The organism is Microbulbifer variabilis (genome assembly GCF_052467165.1).
Genome location: NZ_CP174301.1, coordinates 753,684 through 775,846, shown reverse-complemented (window position 1 = coordinate 775,846; position 22,163 = coordinate 753,684). Strand labels below are relative to the sequence as shown.

At 48.4% G+C, this 22,163-nt stretch carries 17 protein-coding genes; 9 read left to right on the top strand and 8 right to left on the bottom strand.

The features are described 5' to 3' along the window. Window positions 1-23: 23 nt before the first annotated feature. Window positions 24-1,889 carry an IucA/IucC family protein gene (locus tag ACJJIP_RS03370; protein ID WP_020412483.1) on the bottom strand — a complete coding sequence of 622 codons (1,866 nt, stop codon included), beginning with the start codon at window positions 1,887-1,889 and terminating at the stop codon, window positions 24-26. A gap of 173 nt (window positions 1,890-2,062) precedes the next feature. Between ACJJIP_RS03370 and ACJJIP_RS03365 the strand changes: the two genes are divergently transcribed. Then, window positions 2,063-3,262 (top strand): MFS transporter, encoded by a 1,200-nt coding sequence (locus ACJJIP_RS03365; RefSeq protein WP_282952557.1) that lies wholly within the window; start codon window positions 2,063-2,065, stop codon window positions 3,260-3,262. Window positions 3,263-3,371: 109 nt separating this feature from the next. Here the strand turns inward: ACJJIP_RS03365 and ACJJIP_RS03360 are convergent, their stop codons facing one another. Both ACJJIP_RS03360 and ACJJIP_RS03355 read right to left on the bottom strand, forming a co-directional pair. After that, window positions 3,372-3,881, bottom strand: a complete 510-nt coding sequence (locus tag ACJJIP_RS03360; RefSeq protein ID WP_020412481.1) for a GNAT family N-acetyltransferase — start codon at window positions 3,879-3,881, stop codon at window positions 3,372-3,374. Between the two features lie 184 nt (window positions 3,882-4,065). Continuing rightward, window positions 4,066-4,281, bottom strand: coding sequence for a hypothetical protein (locus ACJJIP_RS03355; protein ID WP_353375979.1), 216 nt, complete (start codon window positions 4,279-4,281; stop codon window positions 4,066-4,068). Between the two features lie 158 nt (window positions 4,282-4,439). Here ACJJIP_RS03355 and can point away from each other — a divergent pair, with 158 nt between their 5' ends. The 4 genes from can to ACJJIP_RS03335 all read left to right on the top strand — a co-directional run bounded on the left by can (window position 4,440) and on the right by ACJJIP_RS03335 (window position 8,354). Next, window positions 4,440-5,096 (top strand): carbonate dehydratase, encoded by a 657-nt coding sequence (gene can, locus ACJJIP_RS03350; protein WP_020412479.1) that lies wholly within the window; start codon window positions 4,440-4,442, stop codon window positions 5,094-5,096. Between the two features lie 99 nt (window positions 5,097-5,195). Next, window positions 5,196-6,818 carry an FAD-dependent oxidoreductase gene (locus tag ACJJIP_RS03345; RefSeq protein ID WP_444946221.1) on the top strand — a complete coding sequence of 541 codons (1,623 nt, stop codon included), beginning with the start codon at window positions 5,196-5,198 and terminating at the stop codon, window positions 6,816-6,818. 99 nt (window positions 6,819-6,917) lie between these two features. Then, window positions 6,918-7,430, top strand: a complete 513-nt coding sequence (locus ACJJIP_RS03340) for a flavin reductase family protein (RefSeq protein WP_020412477.1) — start codon at window positions 6,918-6,920, stop codon at window positions 7,428-7,430. A 192-nt stretch (window positions 7,431-7,622) separates the two neighbouring features. Further along, window positions 7,623-8,354 carry a glycerophosphodiester phosphodiesterase gene (locus tag ACJJIP_RS03335; protein ID WP_020412476.1) on the top strand — a complete coding sequence of 244 codons (732 nt, stop codon included), beginning with the start codon at window positions 7,623-7,625 and terminating at the stop codon, window positions 8,352-8,354. 139 nt (window positions 8,355-8,493) lie between these two features. On the opposite strand, the gene ACJJIP_RS03330 is transcribed toward ACJJIP_RS03335, so the two are convergent. Next, complete coding sequence (locus tag ACJJIP_RS03330) at window positions 8,494-11,115, bottom strand: TonB-dependent receptor plug domain-containing protein (protein ID WP_444946220.1); 2,622 nt, start codon at window positions 11,113-11,115, stop codon at window positions 8,494-8,496. A gap of 382 nt (window positions 11,116-11,497) precedes the next feature. After that, window positions 11,498-13,060, bottom strand: coding sequence for a M28 family peptidase (locus ACJJIP_RS03325; protein WP_444901044.1), 1,563 nt, complete (start codon window positions 13,058-13,060; stop codon window positions 11,498-11,500). Between the two features lie 915 nt (window positions 13,061-13,975). On the opposite strand from ACJJIP_RS03325, the gene ACJJIP_RS03320 reads away from it, so the two are divergent. After that, window positions 13,976-14,599 carry a DUF2799 domain-containing protein gene (locus tag ACJJIP_RS03320; RefSeq protein ID WP_444946219.1) on the top strand — a complete coding sequence of 208 codons (624 nt, stop codon included), beginning with the start codon at window positions 13,976-13,978 and terminating at the stop codon, window positions 14,597-14,599. A gap of 32 nt (window positions 14,600-14,631) precedes the next feature. Here ACJJIP_RS03320 and ACJJIP_RS03315 read toward each other — a convergent pair whose 3' ends face one another. Together ACJJIP_RS03315 and arfB are read right to left on the bottom strand one after the other, a co-directional pair. Beyond that, entirely contained in the window at window positions 14,632-15,240 is a 609-nt protein-coding gene (locus tag ACJJIP_RS03315) for an HD domain-containing protein (RefSeq protein ID WP_444946218.1), read from the bottom strand. Between the two features lie 115 nt (window positions 15,241-15,355). Next, window positions 15,356-15,769, bottom strand: coding sequence for an alternative ribosome rescue aminoacyl-tRNA hydrolase ArfB (gene arfB, locus ACJJIP_RS03310; RefSeq protein ID WP_020412471.1), 414 nt, complete (start codon window positions 15,767-15,769; stop codon window positions 15,356-15,358). 448 nt (window positions 15,770-16,217) lie between these two features. Between arfB and ACJJIP_RS03305 the strand changes: the two genes are divergently transcribed. The 3 genes from ACJJIP_RS03305 (at window position 16,218) to ACJJIP_RS03295 (ending at window position 19,706) form a co-directional block, all read left to right on the top strand. Beyond that, the gene (locus tag ACJJIP_RS03305) at window positions 16,218-18,557 is read left to right on the top strand and encodes an autotransporter outer membrane beta-barrel domain-containing protein (RefSeq protein WP_282952550.1); all 2,340 of its coding nucleotides are present in this window, start codon (window positions 16,218-16,220) and stop codon (window positions 18,555-18,557) included. Window positions 18,558-18,709: 152 nt separating this feature from the next. Beyond that, on the top strand, window positions 18,710-19,237 hold the full coding sequence (locus ACJJIP_RS03300) for a GNAT family N-acetyltransferase (protein ID WP_444946217.1): 528 nt from the start codon (window positions 18,710-18,712) through the stop codon (window positions 19,235-19,237). 178 nt (window positions 19,238-19,415) lie between these two features. Beyond that, complete coding sequence (locus ACJJIP_RS03295; RefSeq protein ID WP_020412468.1) at window positions 19,416-19,706, top strand: DUF1540 domain-containing protein; 291 nt, start codon at window positions 19,416-19,418, stop codon at window positions 19,704-19,706. A 102-nt stretch (window positions 19,707-19,808) separates the two neighbouring features. Here ACJJIP_RS03295 and ACJJIP_RS03290 read toward each other — a convergent pair whose 3' ends face one another. After that, entirely contained in the window at window positions 19,809-21,524 is a 1,716-nt protein-coding gene (locus ACJJIP_RS03290; protein ID WP_353375977.1) for an AMP-binding protein, read from the bottom strand. Window positions 21,525-22,163 lie beyond the last annotated feature (639 nt).

The window sequence follows — 22,163 nt, the reverse complement described above, 5'->3', positions numbered from 1 at the left end:
TGCAGTTTTTTTACACATATTAATCAGGCTTCTTCAGCTGTAAGCTCTACTGCCGATATCAGGGGATTCGCCATCTTGTGATAGATAGAAAGCGGGTCTTCGGTCGTGGTCTCATTCATCCCGATAACCGCACATTGGAAATTGCCCTTGGCCCAGATCTCAGGTGAATTGAGCAGGTACTCCAGGCAACTACTATCTCTTCGCTGACCTTCATGTAGCAATAGAAGGCGTTGACGCAACTGACGCAATAATTCCCGCTCAGTGATTAAGCCCGCAGCGGAAAGGGCGCAAATCAAACCGAAACAACTATTGACGATGAGATAGTAAACAAACAGTCGATTCGCCATTTGCTCATCAATTACATTTTCACTACCCTGCGCCAAATTGGGCAGATAAGGTTTAAGAAGTTGCTCCCCCAAACGGCTATAACCACTGCCCTGGCAATCTCTGAAATAACCAGCAACAGGCAGGGGACCTTCAAACGACAGGATCAAGTTTTGCTGGTGGGCACCAAACAAAATTCCGAAATCGGCCTGGGCAATCAATAAAGGTTCTATTACTGCATCGAGGAAGGCGTTAAACCAGCGTTTAGTGGCTGCCTCAATAGAAATACTCTCCTCATCGGCAAGACACTGAACTAATTGCGCGGCTCTGCAAGGAGATCCGTCTGGGTGATCCTGTGTCAAAGTAGCCAACAAGCAAGTATTTTCTGCTGATTCACCAAGGAAAGGATTTTCCCGGAACATAACCAGGCTTTCTATAATTTGCTTACCATCAATGTCGGCAAGCATCAGGTAGGCTGGCTCTGCCAATACCTGAAATCTCGGATAGCGGTTGGCAAATTCCTGTCCTACCGGTGTACCCCTTACCTTCAGCACTTCAAGTCCGCGAACCATTTCTTTCGGCTGCAGGGTGCGCACGGAGTTGGTTAACCGCAAACTGAGAGAGAATTTAAGCATATATGGGCTATTGCCACTGTAAATTGCGCGCAGAGAGGAAGTTGCTCGCCAGGATTCACTACCCTCACCCAGCTCTACAATTTTTCCAGCCTCAAGTAATTCCACAACACTCTGGACTTCACACAATTTTCGCCACTGCCAAGGATGTGCGGGAAAAGCGACAAACCCTTCGGGCGCTACGGGGCCACCATCTACTCCACGCACCAAGTCGGCGAACTGTACTTCACTAATTTCAGCGCCACTGGCCCCCTGCAAAAATTGAGGATCAACCCCCAGCCATACCAGGGCAAAGCGATTATTAAATTCCGGTGCGTAGCACTCGGCATCTTTATCGGTAAATGGGTCTCGGCTTTTCGGGGTTGGATGTATGGAGTGGCCACATAAAAGCGCCTGTTCTGCCTCGGCAAAACTGAGGGGTAAGGAAAATAACTTTTCTGTATCGGCACTACGTGCAACCAGTGCCTGGGTCATATTTTTTACACTGGACGCAACTCGGCGAGTAAATTGGGTTCGGGATTCCACAGTGGCGCCAGGAAAAAATGAGAAGTCCTGGGCGACCAACTCTGCAGCCTCGGCCATCTCAATCACCTTGCTGCTCCCATCATTCGCTCGCCATACCATGGGCAGAGCGAACTGGTGCCTACCACACTCACTGTGATAGGAAATGTTCAACCAAAGCTCGGCGCTAGATGCCGGCAGGGGAATACTTACTGCTGGAAGACCGATTCCATCCGGAAGTTGTTCACCCTCCTGCATGTGCCATGTGCCGCAACCCGTTTCTCTCAACAGCGCATTAAAGAAACAATTGGCTGACATTCGTTCAGCAAATGCATTGACCGGGCTGTATTGATCAGTCATAAATATCTCTTGAGTACCAACCATGCCAACAGTGCGGTCATACTGAACCGAACCGGGTTGGGGATCGTTCATAAATGGGGTTCTTAACTGAGAAAATACTAAATGCGAATGATTTGTATTTAGAAAATCATGCAGGTAAAATTTCCGTTATTCAAGCTTTTTCTTGAAAAAATGATTCGGATGAGAATTTCTGCACAGAAGCGGGCGTCCGTTTAGCTGTTTTCATTTAATCCGCGGAGTACCCAATGCGGCGATCCCCTCACCAGAAAAAAATCCACTGGATAGTAGCCAGCCAGGGAGCAGCTCAGGTCGTGCTGCTTACCCAAATCCCACTGATCGTTGAGCGTTGCGGCTTAAGTTTGGCCAGTATCGGTGGCCTTGTGGCACTGGGTACTCTGTGCCTGATGGTGGCCGGGCCACTATGGGGGGAACTCGGGGATAGGATTGGTCGCAAGCCCGTATTGCTCGCGGGACTGACTGGCGCCCTATTCGCTCAGTGCCTCTTTGTGGCACTGCTAATTGCACTGGCACAGGGGCTTATCAGCGAAGGTAGCGCATTGTTTGCTCTGGCGATTAGCCGGATCATTTACGGGTTAAATGCCGCCGCTATTTACCCATGCTGCCAAGCCTGGGCCGTTGAATTGGGGGAACCAGAAAAACGTTTGTCGATACTCTCAGGTTTAAGTGCGGCAGCGAACCTGGGGCGAGGGCTTGGGCCGCTACTGGCCTTACCCGCGCTGCTGGCAGGCGACTTGTGGCCCATGGCTTGGCTTGTTCTGCTACCTCTCACAGCTCTGTATTTGACCCTGAGCCTACCCCCCACCACAAATAAATCCCAACCTAGTTCCGGTGAGAAAGCAGCCTTGCCGCCGGGATCGCTGGCTTTATTTGCCACAGCATTACTCGGCACAGTCAGCGTCGGCCAGCTTCAGGTAATAATGGGGCCCGCGCTTAAAGATTTATACGGCCTGAGCGCCTTGGGAGCCTCCTCTGCTACCGCTGTGTTGTTGGCTACTGTGGCAATCTGCGGTTTTCTGGTTCAAGTGGGGTTAGTGCGCAGGCTCAAAGCACCACAGTTGAGCTTTATGCTGGGGGTCACATCGCTGTGCACTGGTAGTATTTTTCTCTCCTCCACCCTGGGGAGCCTTCTCGCAGTTTTTGGGTTACTTGCCTTTGTTGTCGGTATTGCTTTCCTGGTGCCGGGTTACAGCGCACTATTAAGTCAATCCCGGCAACGTGGAGGCAGGCTCTTTGGACTTTTAGCTCTAATGCACACCGGTGGATATACCATTGGGTTCGCGCTGGGAGGCTGGCTATATGAGGAGCACCCCCAACAACCTCTTTTAGGGATGCTCCTCAGTGTGGGGCTGATTGCTATGTGCGCGTTATTCGCACTTTTTCGTGCTAAAAAAGGAAAAGAAAAGCAAGCGAGTTTGGGTGTCTAGCCCATGATTTATCTTCAATAACACAACCAGCGCAAAATCAGTTCGGGCCTTATTGCCGCAGAGGCCTGAAAAGGAGGTAGGGGTTGATAGTAATACCAGCCCCAAAATGCTACAGGTATCTTTGCCAGAACTCTGCCTGACCGAACTCCTCATCTAACGTATAAGGTTTAAACCCCACCTTACGGTAGGCATTCTTGGCCGCAAGGTTTTTCTCTAGAACTTCCATTGTTAGCTTGCAGCATCCTCTTTTTTTTGCCTCTCTCACTACAAACTCCATCATAGCGGCACACACTCCGTAACCTCGAGCCTGCTCGCTGACGATAACATCGTGAATATTGATTAGGGGCTGGCAAGAAAAAGTGGAAAAACCAGTAAAGCAATTAATCAGGCCTAACGCTTTTTCATTGCTGTAGGCCAATACTGTAAAAGCTCCTGGAAACTCCGCCAGCTTGGGCAGCAGTTGATTGCGGCACTGTTCAGGCAGGGGTTCTCCTCCCCCAAAGGGGTGGCGGGAATACTCATCCATCAAAGCGAGAATATCTGCACCGTTGCGACTGTCTCTATAATCCGCCATCGCAACTCGCACGGATGCCTTTTCCTCAGATTTTACAAACTCCATTAATACTACTCTTTCAGCTCTCTGCGCAAAATTACACTTTACGCCATACCTTTAATATTCCCATAATAAAAACAGATTTTTAATAGTTTGGCGACTTGGTAAGTTTTCCACGGCTATTGACCAGCTCAAGTTCTGATGGCACTTGATAACACCTATAGCTTAAAAATGCGTTATCAAACTTCTTCTAGCAAGACTCCTCCTCAATCTCCTTAATACTGAAGCCCTCAGGAACAGGTTCCCGCTCGATCTCACCTCCATCAGTATGGCGGGATAAGGCGTTGCGTAGGCGGGCACGTCTAGCCTGTAACTGGCGCATTCTCAATCGGTGGCGATCCATAAATCCGGAACGCAGCGAGGAACCTCTCCGCCTGCCGGGTCCAGAACTTTTTTTTCTTGCCATTATTTATTCTCCCTTTTTCGACCTGGATCTAGAACACTTAGACCAAGCTCAAGATATTGGTCATAATCTAGGTTAGACCAACACCCCTTGGCCCGCGCGAACAAAGCCGCTATCCTGCAACCATAATGTCCACCTGGTCACATTAGGATACAACTGCATTGCACCCGCTTAATCATCTACTGAAAAATAACCAGCAATGGTCCGAGGCTACCCGTGAGGAAAATCCGGACTTCTTTCTCAAGCTATCGAAACAACAAACCCCAGAATATTTATGGATAGGCTGTGCTGACAGCCGCGTACCCGCAAATGAAATTGTGGGTTTATTACCTGGGGAGTTGTTTGTACATCGTAATGTCGCCAACGTGGTGGTGCATACAGACCTCAACTGCCTGTCAGTGTTGCAGTACGCGGTAGAAATCTTAAAGGTGAAGCATATTATTGTGTGCGGTCACTATGGCTGCGGTGGAGTCCAAGCCGCACTGCACAATGAGCAACTCGGCCTGATCGACAATTGGCTGCGCCATATCCAGGATGTACGCGACAAGCATCACACCCTGATTGACCTTTTCCAGCAGCAACAGCGCACAGACCTATTGTGTGAGCTCAATGTACTGGAGCAGGTAATCCATATCTGCCAGACCACCATAGTGAGAGATGCTTGGCGCGTAGGGCAGCAACTCTCCGTTAACGGGTGGGTTTATGGCCTGGAAGACGGCCTGGTACACGATCTCGGCGTCTCTATCAGCCACCCGGGGGAAATTGCCGACACCTACCAAAACGCCCTAGCCAAAATAGCCAAACGCAATAACGAATAGCAGCACTCCCTGCCGAACTCCCTTATATTTGCTCCTATAAAAAATTTCAGCCCCGGTGTCCTTCCATAGCCGGGGCCCAGGCTCGAGCAGGGAAGCGTTATGTCTGAATATCGCGTATGGGAATGCCAAAACTGTGGCTGGATCTATGATGAAGCTAAGGGCTGGCCCGAGGACAACATAGCGCCAGGCACACGCTGGGAGGAGATACCTGAAGACTGGTGCTGCCCGGAATGCGGTGCCAGCAAAAGCCAGTTTGCAATGCGCGAAGTCTCTACAGGTATCACCCGCCCTAGTAACATTTCACCATCAACATCTACAGCCACCTACCGTATCTGGGAGTGCATGGTATGTGGCTGGGTATACGATGAATCCAAGGGTTGTCCTGAAGAGGGAATCACCACCGGTACCCGCTGGGAGGATATTCCTGAAGACTGGAGCTGCCCCCAATGCGGGGTCAGTAAAGAAGAATTTGACATGGTGTTGGTCTCCTCTGTATCAGTGGAGACCAGCTCAGCAAAACCAATCACGAATACGGGAGAGCCTCTGGTAATCCTCGGCACAGGGCTTGCCGGATATAATTTGGCGCGGGAATTTCGCAAGCTGGACAACCACACTCCCATGCTGATGATTACTGCAGATGATGGCGCCTTCTACTCCAAGCCCCTTCTATCTGCCTCCCTATCTCACGGCAAAACCGCCCAGCAACTGAGCCAAATAAGCGCTGAGGAGATGGCCAGAGAACTAGATGCGGAAATTCTTGTGCACACCCGGGTTTCCGAAATCAACCCAAAAGACAAAACACTTACTCTCCACCAGGAGACTGGCGAGCATATATCAGAAATACACTATGACCGGCTGGTATTAGCCACCGGTGCCTGCTGCCCTCCTATTCCCCACATCGAAGGTGACGCCCAATCACACTTGTTCCGTATCAATAACCTGGGAGATTATCATCGTTTCCGCACAGCCTTGGTGGGCCATAGGCGGGTGATTCTTATCGGTGCTGGGCTAATCGGATGCGAATTTGCTAACGACTTGGTGCAGGCTGGCTTTGCCGTAGAGGTAGTAGAACCACTTAACTGGCCTCTTGGGAGACTGCTGCCGGAACAAGCTGGACGTGACCTGCAGAGGGCATTGGAAAAGCACGGGGTACGCTTCCACTTTGGCTCATCTGTTCAAGCCCTCAAGCGTACTTCCGGGGGGCTGGAAGCTCAACTCGTTAACGGCGAAACAATTCAGGGGGATATCGCCCTGGCGGCACTGGGCTTGAAGGCAAATATAAGATTGGCAGAAACCGCTGGACTCGCGGTCGAGCGCGGTATTAGCGTCAGTCGACACCTTCAGACCAGTAATAAATATATCTTTGCACTCGGTGATTGTGCCGAGGTGGACGGCCACCAACTTTTTTTTGTGGCACCTCTCATAGCCTGTGCCCGCGCCTTGGCAAAAACCTTGAGCGGCGAAGCGACTCCCGTGAACTACGGCGCCATTCCGGTTGCAGTAAAAACCACCTTGCACCCCACCACTGTGTGCCCTCCCCAACCCAATACTGAAGGCCGCTGGCAAGTTTTCGAAGACTCTGAAGGTGTGCGTGCCGAGTATCGTGATCCGTCAGGCAAGCTACGTGGTTTTGCTCTGACCGGCTCCTCAATCTCAGCGCGTGACCGCCTCTGTGAAGAATGCGTGCCAATCATGGACGGCCCTCCACACACAAACCATTAACCGAGCTTCTTTCGCTAGTATTGGAGGCAAAGCGCGCAATAAGTACGCTTTTGCCGTAAAATGGTCGGCTAGCACAGATTTTGTACAAGCAAGCTCCGTATGACGACAGAAAGAAGCCCCATCATCACCCCATCTACCCAACAAAGCCGCCTTTTGCGCGATACCTTGGGTCAATTCGCCACAGGTGTCACCGTCATCACTACCCAGGATATTAACGGCCAACCTGCTGGAATGACCGCAAACAGCTTTAATTCTGTCTCCCTGGATCCAGCGTTGGTACTCTGGAGCATTGACAAGCAATCTCTTGGCTATGAAGCATTTACCACTCGCGAACACTTTGCAGTGCATGTTTTACGTGCAGACCAGCAGCATGTCTCCAACCTGTTTGCTGGCCGCGGGGCCGACAAGTTCGGCCAGGTACACTGGTATGAAGGACCAAATGGCATTCCCCGTCTGGACGAGTGCGCAGCTTACTTCCACTGCCGCCGTGTGCAGTGTATCGAAGGTGGCGATCACACCATCCTTTTGGGCGAAGTTTTGGAGTTTTCCGCCCCCGGCGGCGAACCATTGGTTTTTCATCGCGGCCGCTATCGCGCCTTGGCTGGCGATTAATTATCTGTTTGCTTTTAGTTATCAAGGCACTTTCCGGAGAGCTACTTTGGCCTCTTTTCATACCTTGGCGCTATAAAAAATTTTTTTTTATACTTACAGGTCAATAGACTCGATAAACTTTGGTGGCGGCATAACCCCCTCGTAATAATTTAGTGGCAGGCTCTCAAAATTTACTGATTGGACTCAAAGGTAATGACTCCAGGCACTCTCTTCTGCTTTGCACACCGCGGTTACCAGCGGCGAGCCAGCGAGAATACCTTGCAGGCTATTGGCCACGCACTGGAAATGGCAGTCGGGGGTATTGAAATTGATATCTGGAATGTGGGTGGCCAACTTCTAGTAAAGCACGATCGGCGCCTGGGACGCCTAATCCCGGGCAGTGAGCTAATTACTGAGATGCGCCCAGAGGATTTGAGAGAAAGACCCCTCCCTTGTGGCAATACTATTCCATCACTTCAGGAAGTACTGGAACTGGTCGGCGGCAGCGCACAGTTAAATATTGAAATTAAAGGCCCCAATTGCGCTTCCTTACTGGCAAAGGAAATACGGCGTTTTGTCACTGAAAAAGGCACTACATTCGATCAATATATTATTTCCTCATTTGATCACAGACAGCTGTATGAATGCCTGCGCCTATTACCCGAAGTACGCCGTGGGGTGTTAATTAGTGGTGTACCCCTTGATTTAGCTGCCTGTACCGCGCCATTACAAGCATATTCGCTACACACCAACCTGGATTTTATTAGTGCAGATTTACTGGCTGATGCCGGACAGCGGGGACTCAAAAACTATGTCTTTACTGTTAATAACCCTAATGACCTGGCAATGCTGGCCGCACTAGGTGTAGACGGGGTTTTCACCGATGAACCGCAGATAGTACTGGATTTCAACACACGAGTTCTCGCCAGCAGCGCACTTTGCTAACAGAATATTTGGTATGCCGTTCATGTAATACCATACAAATAAACCCGGCAAAAGTGCCGGGTTTATTTCTTTCAATGGCCTCTTACGACGTATAGCTCTTAACAAAATAAAGTAGCCAAAGACTATTTACTTCCACTGTTTAGAACTCTGCACTAGCACGTAAATACCAGAAGCCGCCGTTGAAACCAAAAGGCGAGGTCAATGCCTGGTCTACGCCCAGAAACTGCAGGGTTCCATCCTGTTCGTCATCAGGCTGTACATCAAAGATATTCTCACCACCGATGGCAATTTTGTAATTCTCATAGAGCGTGAAGGTTGCCTCCAGGTCCACCAGTATCTCGCTGCCATAGCTATAGGTATCCGAAGCATCACCCGGCCCAAACAGCCCCCCTGTTGACTCCCAGCTGCTATAACGATTCAGACGTAAATAACCGCTGAATATATCTCCGGTATCAAAATCCAACGTTAGTGTGGTGCGATCACTGGGCACCTGGTTTTCCAGGTCAAGAACCCTGGAGGCATTGATGGTGTTTTCTGCAACATTACTCACTTCCTGCTGGTTATGATTATGGCGTAAATCTACCACTAACAAATTGCCAGCCACCTCAAAGTCACTGGTAACTGCCAAGTCGATACCCGAAATTTCAGAGTCATAAGCGTTGACAAAATAGTTCGCATTACTACCACTCAGAAGTGCCGCATTTTCAACTCCCGCACTCTGAAGGAGTTCAACTTCCGCATCACCAATCGCATTGTTGCGCAAGGCCAGCCGATCCTCGATATCGATGTTGTAGTAATCGACAGTAACGCTGGTGTTATCGAACGGTGAAAAAACCGCCCCCAAGGTAAAGCTGGTGGATTCCTCTGGACTTAACTCTGCAGCGCCCAATGCCATAGCAACCGGGTGACTCACCGGGTATGTTCCATTCGGAATCAGATTACCGCTGGAATCAGCAGTTGTCGTGACATTCAGGGTGTTTACCTGTCCGGGAGTAGGCGCGCGGAAACCAGTATTTACAGTACCCCTTAGGGCGAAACGCTCATTGATGTCATAGCGGGCTGAGATCTTCCAGTCAGAGGTAGACCCAAACTCATCATATTCTTCAAGGCGTAGTGCCGTACCTAGCGTCAGTGCATCAGTTACGTCCGCTTCAAGGTCAATATAAGCGGCAATACTCTCACTACTGTAACTGCCGACAGCCTCAGTGGGGAAACCCTGAAATCCATCCGAGCCGACGCCAAAATGGGCCGCAGTCGGGCCCACTTCAGTGGAAGCAGAATCACCTGCGCCAATTGAATAGGTTTCCTCTCTCCACTCAGCACCAAAGGCCACGTTAAGCGGCGAATCTAAAAAAGCCAAATCCACAGGTTTCACAAAATCCACATTAAGGCTGGACTCTTCCTGGGTAAGAGTGCCCGGCTTGAAACTGGTGGGCGACAATAAACCGAGGCTAGGGTTTATAGAATCTTTCAGTACATATTCCACCTCATTCTCCGCAACCCGCGCGCGCAGGTCCCAGGTCAGTCCATTTTGCATTTCGCCTCGAGCACCTACCACGGCGGAAATATCATGAATTTCTGCACCGAACTGGGGGTTATAGCCGCCAGGGAACTGGGTGTAGATGGGGTTGCGCAACACATATCCACTGGGGCTGGAATTATCGGCTACCAAATAATCGGATGGGTTTAACCCCTGGCCGATAATGTAATCAATCAACGACTGTGGTGCCGGATCTGGCAAATAGTCGACACTTCCAGGGTCATTAGGATCACTGGGCATATCCACCTGTAAAGTACCGCGAGCGGTAAATTGATGTTCCGGGTCAAGTACTGGGCCACGATAGAAGAAGTCTGAAATAGTTTCGTTGGTTGAGTAACCAAAATTTCCGTACAGCTCGACATCATCATTAATATCCAGGCCGCTGTTTACAAAAAATTTCAATGTCTCCACATCTGGATCACCCCAGCGCTGGCCAAGCCCGTCGAGCGGCACCAGGTCCTCTCCAACCACAGATCCGACAAACTCGGCATCAGGACGAGCGACGCCGCGCCAGGTTTTATCGGCCTTGGAATATTCCACAGTGCCATTGACAAAGCCCTTATCCCAGAGATTAAAGCCTGCATTGGCCGCCAAGCTGTTACGAGCCCCATCTCCTTCAAAATACTCACCAGTTTGTGCAGAAAAGCCGAAACCTTCTGCATCATCCTTTAAGATAATATTCACTACTCCGGCAATAGCGTCAGAGCCATATTGGGCCGAGGCGCCATCACGCAGTACTTCTATCCTTTCTATGGCCATAGATGGCAGCGTAGAAAAATCCACAGCCTGAGCACCTTGGTTAACCGTTCCCAGCGGAGCAAGTTGTAAGTTTACAAGGGCTGAACGGTGTCTACGTGTACCGTTAACCAGCACCAGTGTCTGGTCCGGAGATAAGTTGCGCAGGGTCACCGGACGAATAAATGCTGTTCCATCCGCAATTGGGAAACGCTGGGTATTAAAGGAAGGGGCAATTTTTGCCAGAGACTCTGTCAGATCGAAACTGGCCTGATCAGCCAGTTTATCACCACCGACCACATCGACTGGGGACAGAGTTTCTGTGGGAGAGACACCCTCCTTGCGTGTACCTGTAGTAATCACCTCTTCCATCGCCCGGTCATCGACAGCCGGGGGCTGCTCGCTTTGCTCCTGGGCTAAGACGCCTGGAGCCGTAAGTACGACAGCGATTGCCAGCGACAAAGGTCTTAGCAAATAGGTTTGCATGTTGCCCGTCCTCTCTTTTCATTATTAATTTGGACAGCACACCACTGGATAACCTTGAATAGTGATGAGCAGTATTATTCTTGCGCGCACTGAGACCTACAGAGCACTTTTTTGCTATGGGAATATATCAGCCTACCCTTATCTCTGAAAATTTTCGCGTCAGTGCTAAAAGTCTCTCAATTTTTGACATTTTCCCTCGCCTGATTAGACAACAGTTACTCTGGAAACCAAAACTCATGGCGTTTAAATTTATTTATGTTAATAGTTGACACACCTGACTAATGGTCATTGCTGCCAGGTGTGTCAAATTTTCAATTTTCCAGTAAATATTATTGATAGGATTCACATACCCAGAGAAGAAACACTCCCAGGCCACTCGCCATTATTGCGGGGTATGGGTTACATTCAATTCAAAACTGGACGTTTGACGACTATAGCCTCGAACCATGATGTAAGCTTCGCTATCACCATTTGGCACCTGTAAAGTACAATTCTCATCAGAGCCATTTTCGTAGGGCCTGCAATCGTAATAACGCCAGGTGGGTGCAGCCCCAAAACGCACATATAAATCGGCATCATTTGTTCCCGTCATATCCGCAACAAAATTTGTGCCAGGCGTCACACTGAATGCCCCGTAGTGCTCCTCACCACCTCGCGACACGTTGCCCGAGAAGCTTTGGGTCTGCTCTTGGCCTGGATCGGGGTCGGGGTCAGGATCTGGATCGGGGTCAGGGCCAGGATCATTGCCAATGTACCCCTTGGCCAGTTCCGCCACATAGGCTGCCGCCAGTTTGCCAAATTTCACGGCATGATTGGCATCTCCACCACTATTAGCAAGAGTGTCATTTACAGTGTGGATATATGGGTTAGAACCATTAAAAGTCGCCTCAAAAGGGAAGGAAACCGCATACCCCTGATCGTGCCAGGAAGCGTGATCAGAACAAGCATAACCACAGTTAGTAGTGCCGACACTGAGGCCACCCTGATAGGTTTGCACCAGATCTTTAAGGAATGTGTTCTGGGCACCATTGGTGTAATCACCGATAATATAAATATCGCTATTCGAACCATAGTAATTGGTCATATCCAGCTGTAGCACACCAATCACGTTCTTATTCTGGTTCTTGTAATCTGTAGCTATATCATCGGAACCACGCAGCCCAACTTCTTCAGCCGCATACCCCATAAATGCCAGAGTTTTTGCCGGCTTATAGTCCGAAACTACTATTGCATTAATCACATCGGTCAAAGTTGCAATACCCGAAGCATCATCATCGGCACCCGGTGCTCGTGTACCCTCCCCGGTGCCAAACCCTACTGTTGAATCCAGGTGGGCCCCCAAAACCACTATCTCATCGGGATCTGTCTGTCCCTGAATAGTGAGAATAACTGAGGGCTGGGCCCAGCTGTGATTGTAAAGTTGCGCTGAAGCATCACTTCTTGAGCTGGTTAGATCCTGCCACTTATCCCGAATCCATTCGGCAGCATCCACCCCGGTTGTCGTTGTGTAATAGCGGTTGGTAAAGCTCGACAGGGTTTCAATAGTCGAGCGAATATTTGCCTCTGAGATTTTTCCTTGTAATGCACTGACCACATCCGCATTATCAATCGTATAACTGGCAACACTCTCTACCGTACTCACTAGCGGTGAAAGCTGCGCAGCCTGCGCCTCCTCCAGTGATTCATGTACCATAAAGCCACCACAGCGATTGTGGCTATTATGCATAATGGTAGAAATATCGGATAAATTACCCTCATCTACCTTTAATATCGTTATATCATTGTGCTCTCCTTGTGCAACCAGCGGCTGTTTTGACATTAATGCACTATTTTTTTTCAGGGTTTGATAGCCATCACTACCAATGGTTATCCACAACTCCTGCGCCAAGGCTATACCAGGCACTGCCAGGAACCCTATTAGCGATGTACGAATCATTTTTTTCATTATCTTCTCCACATTGATTTAGCCCCCTGCGCAAATCGGCAAAACCCAAGAAAACACAGACGGGCACCGTACACCCATGCAAAAATCTTGCACAAACAGCAATGCCGAAAACCAACAACATTCAAATAACATACAAATTATTGAATTTGGAGACGCAACCTGACTTAAAAGGAAATACTACAGGTCATCCAGATTTATTTTTATTATTCAAATTTTGAAAACGCGGAGGAGCCAAGTAAAACCAACTCGAATAGCTGGCAACTAAAACCGTAACACATACAAACAAATACTGAAATAATTTAGCAGTAATCACCAAAAAATAAATCATAAATTTTAAGAAAGATAAAAGATAAAAGATAAAAAAAATAAGAATATAAAAAATCCACTAATAGCAATTTGAACTAGGCATATCTCATAAAAAATATCATGAAATCTTTGCTGTAAAAAAATATACTCAATAAGCGAAAAGTAAAACTTCTTCGAATATAACGAGATTGGCAAGATAAAATGGGGACTTATTGTGACCTACTACTTTGAGACGAGGCATTCAATAGAGAGAAGTAAATTTAACGACTATTGAAATTGCATAAGCAACTCTTCTGCTACATTCCATTACCTGACAGTGAAGATGCACTCAAAGCATATTGACACTTATTAATTCCAGGACAATCGGCAACACCAATACGGACAATGGACTAACTCCGTAACAACCAACTTGAATAAACCCCTGACGCTACATCTCCGCTTGAAACCTGGAAGAACGATATAGGCGAGCTACCGCTCTACCCCACTCTTCTACTGAGACCACCAAGCCCACCCTTAAAATAATCTGCCAGAGGTTTTCTTCATATCTTCAGCCTACAGTCAGGTTCCAGTCAGTAAGCTCTATTAACAACCAGACAACAGGAAGCAACTGTGCAGTTAAGATATGGAATCCTTCTCGCCTCCCTCTCACTTCTGATTACGGGCTGCGCCACAATGAGTAAAGATGAGTGCCAAATGGCGGATTGGCAAGCAGTAGGCTTTGAGGACGGTGCAGCGGGCAAGGATTTAGGGTATATGGGCCGGCGTCGTGAAGCCTGCGCGAAACATGGTGTACAGCTTAATACCGGTGCCTATCGCAGTGGTCGCGATGAGGGGTTAGGGCTATTTTGCACAGAGCTGCGCGGCTTTGCCGAGGGGCGCTCTGGAGAAAACTACAATGGGGTATGCCCAGCCGACTTGGAAGGCTTGTTCCTGCGCGGTTACGAGGCCGGCCAGGATATATTCGTAGCGCACAACGCAGTAAAAGAGCTCGAAGCAACAATTCACGACCTGGAATTGGAGCGTGAGCACATCCTTGATGACATTACGGAGATGAGCGCTCTTATTGTGCTTGATGAAACCAGTCGGGATGAAAGGGTTATCTTGTTAGCAGATATTGCCCGACTAAAAATACGCCACACTGAGCTGGGGATTGAAATTAATGACCTGCTTTTTGCCTTAGGCCAGCGTCAAGCCGAGTACCAGGATGTTCTTGCAAGCTCATCTTACCACTAATAACTTGGTAATTTTCATTAGTGAAAGGCGTCTTATTTTAGGAAGCCTTTCTCTACTGCACTGTCTAGTTTCCCCTTTATTACTCCCCATAGCTCTTTACTACCCGCACCAATTCGGCTATTTAGGGAAAATACCTGGCTTTTACTTATTTCATATTCCTTCCACGTGTGCCCCTCATTATGGCAGTTTTGCAATAGTGGTGGCACCCTATCAATCGCCCGAGCAAACCGGGACTCTGCTGTTTCACCAGCCTCAAATTCTTGCCACAAATGCAGACACTCTGCCTTTAGGCCATCTGGCAACTTAGCCAATAAGCGTTCGATCCCCTGTTTCTCATTGGCTTTTTGCTTATCAGTCTCAGCAAAATAAATAATCTTATCGTCAGCATCTATTTCGCCCAGGTCATGAATCAGTAACATTTTGATAACTCGATCTATATCAACCTCCTCATTGGCATAGTCTTTTAACGCCAGCGCAGCTAGACAAACATGCCAGCTATGTTCAGCTGAATTTTCACGACGATTGATTCCGACCGGCCGAGTTTGACGCAAAACACTTTTCAATTTTTCCACCTCTATCAAGAAATCAAGAATCTGCTCAATCTCTCCCATAAAATTCCTTTGTTTATATTTCTTATTCAAATGGCTATTTAGCGAAAAAACAGGTATTAAATTCAATTCAAAATAATCAATTCTATAGCCATGCAGTATTAATTTTGCACACAATCAACGATGAAAAAAACTTTGACAAGTGAACTTATTCTTTGATCTTTCCTCGCATCGCCTTTACCTGAGAGCGTCGATTTTTGCTTTGCAGCCTTCTCTCTTTTGCTCCGCGACTGGGCTTGGTAGGAATACGCCGCTTTGGAACTTCAGCAGCCTGCTCAATTAGCTGTTGCAACCGAGAGAGGGCATCCTCTCGGTTTTTTTCCTGGGTACGGAAAGTCTGGGCCTTGATTACTACAATGCCATCAGAGGAGATCCGCCTATCTCTTATTTGCAGAAGCCGCTGTTTAATATTCTCTGGCAGCGAGGATTCATAGATATTAAAGCGCAAATGAATAGCACTGGATACCTTGTTAACATTTTGACCTCCCGCGCCCTGTGAACGCACAGCACTCAATTGAATTTCATCCTGAGGTATCTGGATTCGTCGCCGGGTGCCCAACATTTCACCTTTAAGTTCAATTCAAACACATCAGCAAGTGATAAGTCCTTGCATACCTGTGCATTTTAAGCTAACTCCTGGCGATAGAAAAAATACAAGTACAATACAAGTGTACCTATTTACCTCCTTAGGACTCTTCACGCAAATAAAGTGCAATGTGGAGAACGAGGTGAGTAATTTTAAAGTTAGGATGTATTTACCAAAAAAAAATCATCCAGTACTATTGCGCCACTTTTGTAGAGTGTCTCTCAAGGCCACTTCATCCCTAAAGTGACCAAGCAGCCAGCCTCTTTGCCCGTGACTTATTTTATTGTCTGGGTCAAATCCGCTAGTATTGCCACGCTTCCTTGAGGTACAGGAACAAAAAAAATAAAGACGCACACCGTTGTTTCCTCTGGATTCCTCCCGATGTTTCCTCTGGGTGTGCGATTACCGCGACTAGGAGAAAACCATGCCCAACGTCAAGCGCAGCCTCGCGGCCGCTATTGCACTTGCGACCATGACCAGCGCCTCTGCTTTTGCAGAGGAATCAGCTTTCAGCCAGGTTATTGCCTTTGGTGACAGTCTGACCGACGTAGGCAACTACGACGTATTTACCAATGGTGGTGATGCCAACGATATTGCCATCAACATCCTCTCTCAAAATCTGGGGCTGGGCCCTGTGACTGCTTCCTGCTCTGGAATGCAATCTCCTTTCTGCCTACCAGCTGTTGATCCAACATTGAGCCCTGCGGAACTTGAAGACTCAGTTTCAATGCAAGTTACCAGCGGTGCGCTTAATGCCGGTAGTGTTTGGGCTGTAGGTGGCCACAAAGCTGCTGATGTATTAATGAATGTGATTGGCACCGAGAACTATTTAGCTTTCCTTGAAGCCAATGGATTGCAAGATAGCCCAGCCCGACACAACGTCCTCAGTGCGCTGATGCCTCATGTCGGAGCTGATGGCCGTCCAGCCTACCCAGATTCTGAGCTTTTGGGCCTACTGCTTCTAAAGCAGGAAGAAGCTAAGCAACTGGCAATTAAAGCGAAAACTGCACAATTACAAGGTGATTTGGCCGCTGCAGTTGATCTTGGAAAGCAAGCGGAAGCAGCCAAAAATGAAGCCGGGCAGGCATTACAAGCGATTGTTGCCTCCACCGGTACCTCTGGAAACCCACACCCATTAGGCCGTGGTTACCTGGAAACCACCTCTGGAACAGCTGATGCCAATGCCCTCTACTGGGTCAATGGCGGCGGCAATGATCTGCTTAGTGGTTTTAGTAGTTTCGCTGCCGGTGAGATGAGCATTGAAGAAGCTACCGCTGAAATCGGTATAGCTTCCGCCATGCTGGCAACTGCAGCCGGAGCCCTGTCTGGTGCAGGCGCCAACTATATTCTGGTATCCAATGTACCCGATATCAGTAAGACACCTGCTGTTTATGCAAAGATTACCGCTGATTTAAATACTGCTGTAGAAGCAGGCCTCATGACTCAGGAACAGGCTGATGCAAAGCTGGAATCTTCTTTACAGCAAGCCAGCGCAGCCTCCGAAGCCTTTAACGCCAGCCTGCTAGCACAAGCCAAAGATATTGATGGCGTGCTGATGGTCGATCAGGCCGGCTTGCTCAAGGTGGCACTGGAAAACGCCGGCCAGCTGGGCCTTTCCGCTGAGTTCGACCAAAGCCAGTACTGTTACGACGGTAGCGGTGGTGAATGTATTGAGCACCCGGTTTACGGAATCAGCCAGGATACTGCTGACGCCTCCAAACTGATATTCAACGATACAGTACACCCGACGCAAGTTGGTCAGCAGGTACTCGCCGACTACTACACCGCTATCGTTAACGCGGCCCAGGTTGCCGGTCAGTTGCCTGATATCGGTGCCCAGGCGGCCCGCACTCACACCAACAGCCTGGATGAAAACCTGGCCGGTGTTCGTTATAGCCAAGCCCAAACTGGCGTGTTTGTGGGCAGCGTCTTCGGTGACATTGATTACGATAACGGTTTTGCCGCAGATATGAGCGGAGATAGCAATGCTAACCTGATCGGAATGACCTACGCCCTGCGCGACAATCTCGAACTAGGTTTGGCAGTGAGCCGCTCCGATATTGATGTGGACAACGCCCGCTCCGATATCGAGTCCACTTCCACTAACTACAGCCTGTTCGGCCGCTTCCACCACGATATCTTCTTCGTAGAAGGTAGCGCCACCCTGACGGACGTGGACTTCGACCAGGTGAACCGCGCCCTGGCTCTTGGCAATAGCTTCTCCTCAGAACTGGAAGGAGATACTTCCGGAGAAAACACCACCCTGAGTTTAACTGCAGGTGCCAATCTGTTCAGTTACTCCAGCTTCCAGTTCGGCCCCTTTGTTGGTTTAACTCGTGCAACTATGGAAGTGGATGGCTATACCGAAGACGCGATTGAGGGCTTCACCTATAGCGACTTGAATGGCAACGAGTTTGACCCGCTGGGTATGAACTATGGAGACCAGGAACGTCGTTACACCACCATGCGTTTTGGCGCCTTTGCCAATAAGAGCTGGAATACCGTTAACGCCTACGCCCAGCTCTGGTATGAAGATACTCGTGGTACCGACGAAGACACTCTGGAAGTTGGTGTTAAGTCCATGGCGGGCAATATGAATGCCATGCCCAGCTACTCTAGCGTAGATCAGGGCCTGTTCGACGACGGTATGGGCCTGATCGCCGGTATTCGCTGGCAAGCCGCTGAGTCTATTGCACTGAGCGCGAATGTGACTTCTCGCCCAACGGCAGAGTCGGCTTCCGTCAACGTAACCTACCGCTTCTAGTCCTGCGATAGCCTTTATGTTTATGTGCCTCCCAACTGGGAGGCACACTCTTCTCTCCACGCCCTTCTTCGAAACAGCCAGACTCAACTCTCGCCAACTGCTGACTGCCAAGGCAAAATAAGCGTTCAACTCAATATAACTGTGCGCCCTGAATGTTCCAAATTAAAACGCCCAATCTGGTTTTACTCGAGCTAGGAAATGATGATGCAGAGCTGATGCTCAACCTGCTCAACGACTCCGACTTTTTACAGAATATTGGTGATCGAGGTGTGCATAACCTTGAGCAGGCTCGCCAATATATCGAGAACGGCCCCGTGTCTATGTACCGACAGCATGGTTTTGGCCTTTATAAAGTGGAGCTCAAGGATGGAACTGCAATTGGCATCTGTGGCCTGATCAGGCGTAATGGTCTAGATGATGTGGATATCGGCTTCGCTTTCCTGCCGCAGTACCGGGGCAAAGGCTATGCCCTGGAGGCCTCACAGGCCATAATGCTCCACGGCCAAAAAGCCTTAGGCCTGTTGCGTATTGTCGCAATCACTCGACCAGATAATACGCCCTCAATAAAGCTTCTGGAAAAAATCGGACTCAAAACTGAAAAGAGGGTCACATTGCCCGGAGAGACAGAGGAACTACTGCTAATGGCCTGGGAGGCTGAGAATAACTGCTCTAAGGCATAGCAACAGATTGTTTCATACAAGAAGGTTATTGACTGTTATTGTCAGGCCCGCTTCCTGGAAGAGTTTCTCTCTTACAGAAAAGAGTGCCCCTCTCTATTACCTTACAATATCTAAGGTTTCTCGTTGACATACCCGAAAGCTGGGCTAGTCTCCTTTTACCAACCAGGAGAAGACAGCCATGATTATCGCGACAGATATGCCTGAAGTCAGCAGGTGTGCCGCCACTCAATGTGCCTACAATGCTGACGATGGCTGCCATGCCAGAGCTATCACTATTGGCCACGGGACAGATCCCGATTGCGATACATTCTTTACCAACTCGAAACATACTAGCAGCTCTCGCACTGCCGGCGTTGGCGCATGCAAAATGGAAGACTGTAAGTTCAATGACGATTTTGAATGCTCCGCTGAAAGTATTGAAGTTGGCCACACTGGCAACACAAACAACTGCCTGAGTTACACTCATTAAATTGATCATCGAAAGTCATTCGTAAAAAAAGCCCGACAATAATAGATTGCCGGGCTTTTTTGCATATATATGTTGGCTTCTAAGTTTATGTCTTAGCCAAATTCAATTCACCGCCTGCAAATCAGCCTTTGTTTTCTGAGTGCTATCACTATCTCGTGTCTCCCACACAATACCTTCCACATCTGCAAACTGCTTAAATAGATACTGGTAGTGGGCATCCAATACTTTACGTTTAATCTTCAAGGTGGGAGTTAAGAACTCATTTAGTGGAGTCCACTCCTCTTTGCAGATAAATATAGTCTTGATGCGTTCGTGATGAGGCAAGCGTTCATTTACTGTCTCCAATATTCTTTGGAGCTGTTCATTGACTTCGGTACGAGGCATTTTTTCTGCAGTTTCAGATAGTGTTGCCAACATTACCGGCTGATCCATTCCATGACCAAGCACACAAAGTTGCGCCAGAAGTGTCTCATTCCCAAAGTGCCCCTCTAGGCGACTGGGCTGAATAAATTTTCCTTTACTGGTTTTAAAAGTCTCAGAAATTCGGCCGGTAATATGTAACAGCCCATCCCCATCAATATAGCCCGAGTCTCCGGTATGGTAATAGCCGTCACGGATAACTTCCGCTGTTTTCTCAGGCTCCAGGTAGTAGCCTTTCATGAGGGAGCCACTCTTGAATAATATTTCTCCCTCATCAGAAATCTTCAACTCACAGCCATGGTATGTTTTGCCTACCGTACCCGGTACTGGCTCCTCCCCCGGCAACACAAAGCAACCATAGATAAAGTTTTCTGTCATGCCATAGCCATCGGCAATCTGCATTCCCATACGCTCATACCAGCGCAACAACTCAATAGAAATAGGCGAGGCTCCTGTTACCAGCATTCTCGCCTGGTCCAGACCAAGACCTGTACGCACCTTATTTTTTAGCCAGCTGCTCAATCCTGGTATGCGCAGTAAAACATTTTGTAATGCTGGTGGAATTTTTTCATCTATACCCTCTTTAAACTTGGTCCATAGTCTGGGGACTGAAAAGAACATCGTGGGTCGAGTACGCTGCAAATCCTCAAGGAACGTATCCAGGGACTCAGGAAAATGCACCGGGGTACCCGAGTAGAGGCAGTGAAATTCTACCAGGATACGCTCTGCAGCATGGGCCAGTGGTAAATAAGAGAGAACACGATCAGCCTCATTAAACCCGTAACCCCGAATCATATTTGGTACAACAAAAATTACTGAAGACCAGGTGTGCATAACCCCCTTCGGATTACCGGTGGTTCCAGAGGTATACATAATGGTAAAGAGATCGTCTTCATCGAATACCGGGCTTTCCTCGTAACGTGCACTGGCGTTTATAACCGCTTCGAGTTCCTGATCACAATGAATCTCACAACGCTGAATCGCTACACTCGGTAGAGAGTCTGCAACTTCCTGCAATGCAGCATTGTTATCCGTGGCACCACAGAAAAGTAGTTTTGACTCAGAGTGCTGCAAGACGTAGGACATGGAAGACGCAGACTGCCCAGGGTATAGGGGCACGCTCACCATCCCCGCCAGCATGATACCTACATCCACGATAATCCAGTCTGCACAGTTTTTGGCATGGATCGCGATACGATCCCCAGGCTCAAATTGGCTAAGCAGGTAACCCGCAATCCTTCGGGCTTTGTCCATCACCTCATACCATGTGTATTCTCTCCATTGACGCCGCTGCATCTGGCGGAGAAATACTGTTTCTGGCTCTTCGGCCTCTCTCTTATAGAGGAGCTCCAGAGGCTGGAGGCCTTTCACCTTTTCGTATCGTTCTTCCGGGGTCATCGCTTTCCTCACTCATTATTGTGTTTATTGTGATCTGATGTGTTATTACTGCACCTAAGTACCATATCAGTGCAGTATGTTGCGCCCAGAGTATTTACCCTAGTTACCGTTTAGAACTAAATTACCACTATCGTCAGCCCTGGCTAAGACCAGAACTAAGGTATGGCAGTCGCAACACATAAGAAAGGCAGAATCTTCTTATCCTTATTATTCATCCAAAGTTACTGAAGATATGCGGTTAGTGCAATTCCTTGTGCCACCCTAAAAACAGTTATTTTTTATTAGATAAAATTAGACTGATCAGTCTGTGAGGTAGGTAGGAAAGTTCGCCAAATTGAAGTCTCAATAACTTTGTTGAAATAATCTGTGACTTGTCGACTTAGGCAACTGTACGATTAGCAACGGCAGCACTGAAGTTAAGGAAACCGAGCCACTAGTTAATAAGGCAATCAACATGTTTTTAAACATTAAACTTCAGATTTTAGAGCACCCCTAATTGGTGTAAATATTTGCAGCCTGCCGCCATACAAATGTTAAATTTTTTCCCAGGATAGAAACCTGTACAAATTGATAAACAATTTAAAACAGAGAGACAAACCTATACACAACTTTAAAAGACATTAGTATCAAATTTCTTAC

Excerpts from the sequence above, each read along its gene's own strand:
- ACJJIP_RS03370 (WP_020412483.1), bottom strand. The coding sequence starts at position 1,889 with ATGAACGATCCCCAACCCGGTTCGGTTCAGTATGACCGCACTGTTGGC.
- ACJJIP_RS03365 (WP_282952557.1), top strand. The coding sequence starts at position 2,063 with ATGCGGCGATCCCCTCACCAGAAAAAAATCCACTGGATAGTAGCCAGC.
- ACJJIP_RS03360 (WP_020412481.1), bottom strand. The coding sequence starts at position 3,881 with ATGGAGTTTGTAAAATCTGAGGAAAAGGCATCCGTGCGAGTTGCGATG.
- ACJJIP_RS03355 (WP_353375979.1), bottom strand. The coding sequence starts at position 4,281 with ATGGCAAGAAAAAAAAGTTCTGGACCCGGCAGGCGGAGAGGTTCCTCG.
- ACJJIP_RS03345 (WP_444946221.1), top strand. The coding sequence starts at position 5,196 with ATGTCTGAATATCGCGTATGGGAATGCCAAAACTGTGGCTGGATCTAT.
- ACJJIP_RS03340 (WP_020412477.1), top strand. The coding sequence starts at position 6,918 with ATGACGACAGAAAGAAGCCCCATCATCACCCCATCTACCCAACAAAGC.
- ACJJIP_RS03335 (WP_020412476.1), top strand. The coding sequence starts at position 7,623 with ATGACTCCAGGCACTCTCTTCTGCTTTGCACACCGCGGTTACCAGCGG.
- ACJJIP_RS03330 (WP_444946220.1), bottom strand. The coding sequence starts at position 11,115 with ATGCAAACCTATTTGCTAAGACCTTTGTCGCTGGCAATCGCTGTCGTA.
- ACJJIP_RS03325 (WP_444901044.1), bottom strand. The coding sequence starts at position 13,060 with ATGAAAAAAATGATTCGTACATCGCTAATAGGGTTCCTGGCAGTGCCT.
- arfB (WP_020412471.1), bottom strand. The coding sequence starts at position 15,769 with ATGTTGGGCACCCGGCGACGAATCCAGATACCTCAGGATGAAATTCAA.
- ACJJIP_RS03305 (WP_282952550.1), top strand. The coding sequence starts at position 16,218 with ATGCCCAACGTCAAGCGCAGCCTCGCGGCCGCTATTGCACTTGCGACC.
- ACJJIP_RS03300 (WP_444946217.1), top strand. The coding sequence starts at position 18,710 with ATGTTCCAAATTAAAACGCCCAATCTGGTTTTACTCGAGCTAGGAAAT.
- ACJJIP_RS03295 (WP_020412468.1), top strand. The coding sequence starts at position 19,416 with ATGATTATCGCGACAGATATGCCTGAAGTCAGCAGGTGTGCCGCCACT.
- ACJJIP_RS03290 (WP_353375977.1), bottom strand. The coding sequence starts at position 21,524 with ATGACCCCGGAAGAACGATACGAAAAGGTGAAAGGCCTCCAGCCTCTG.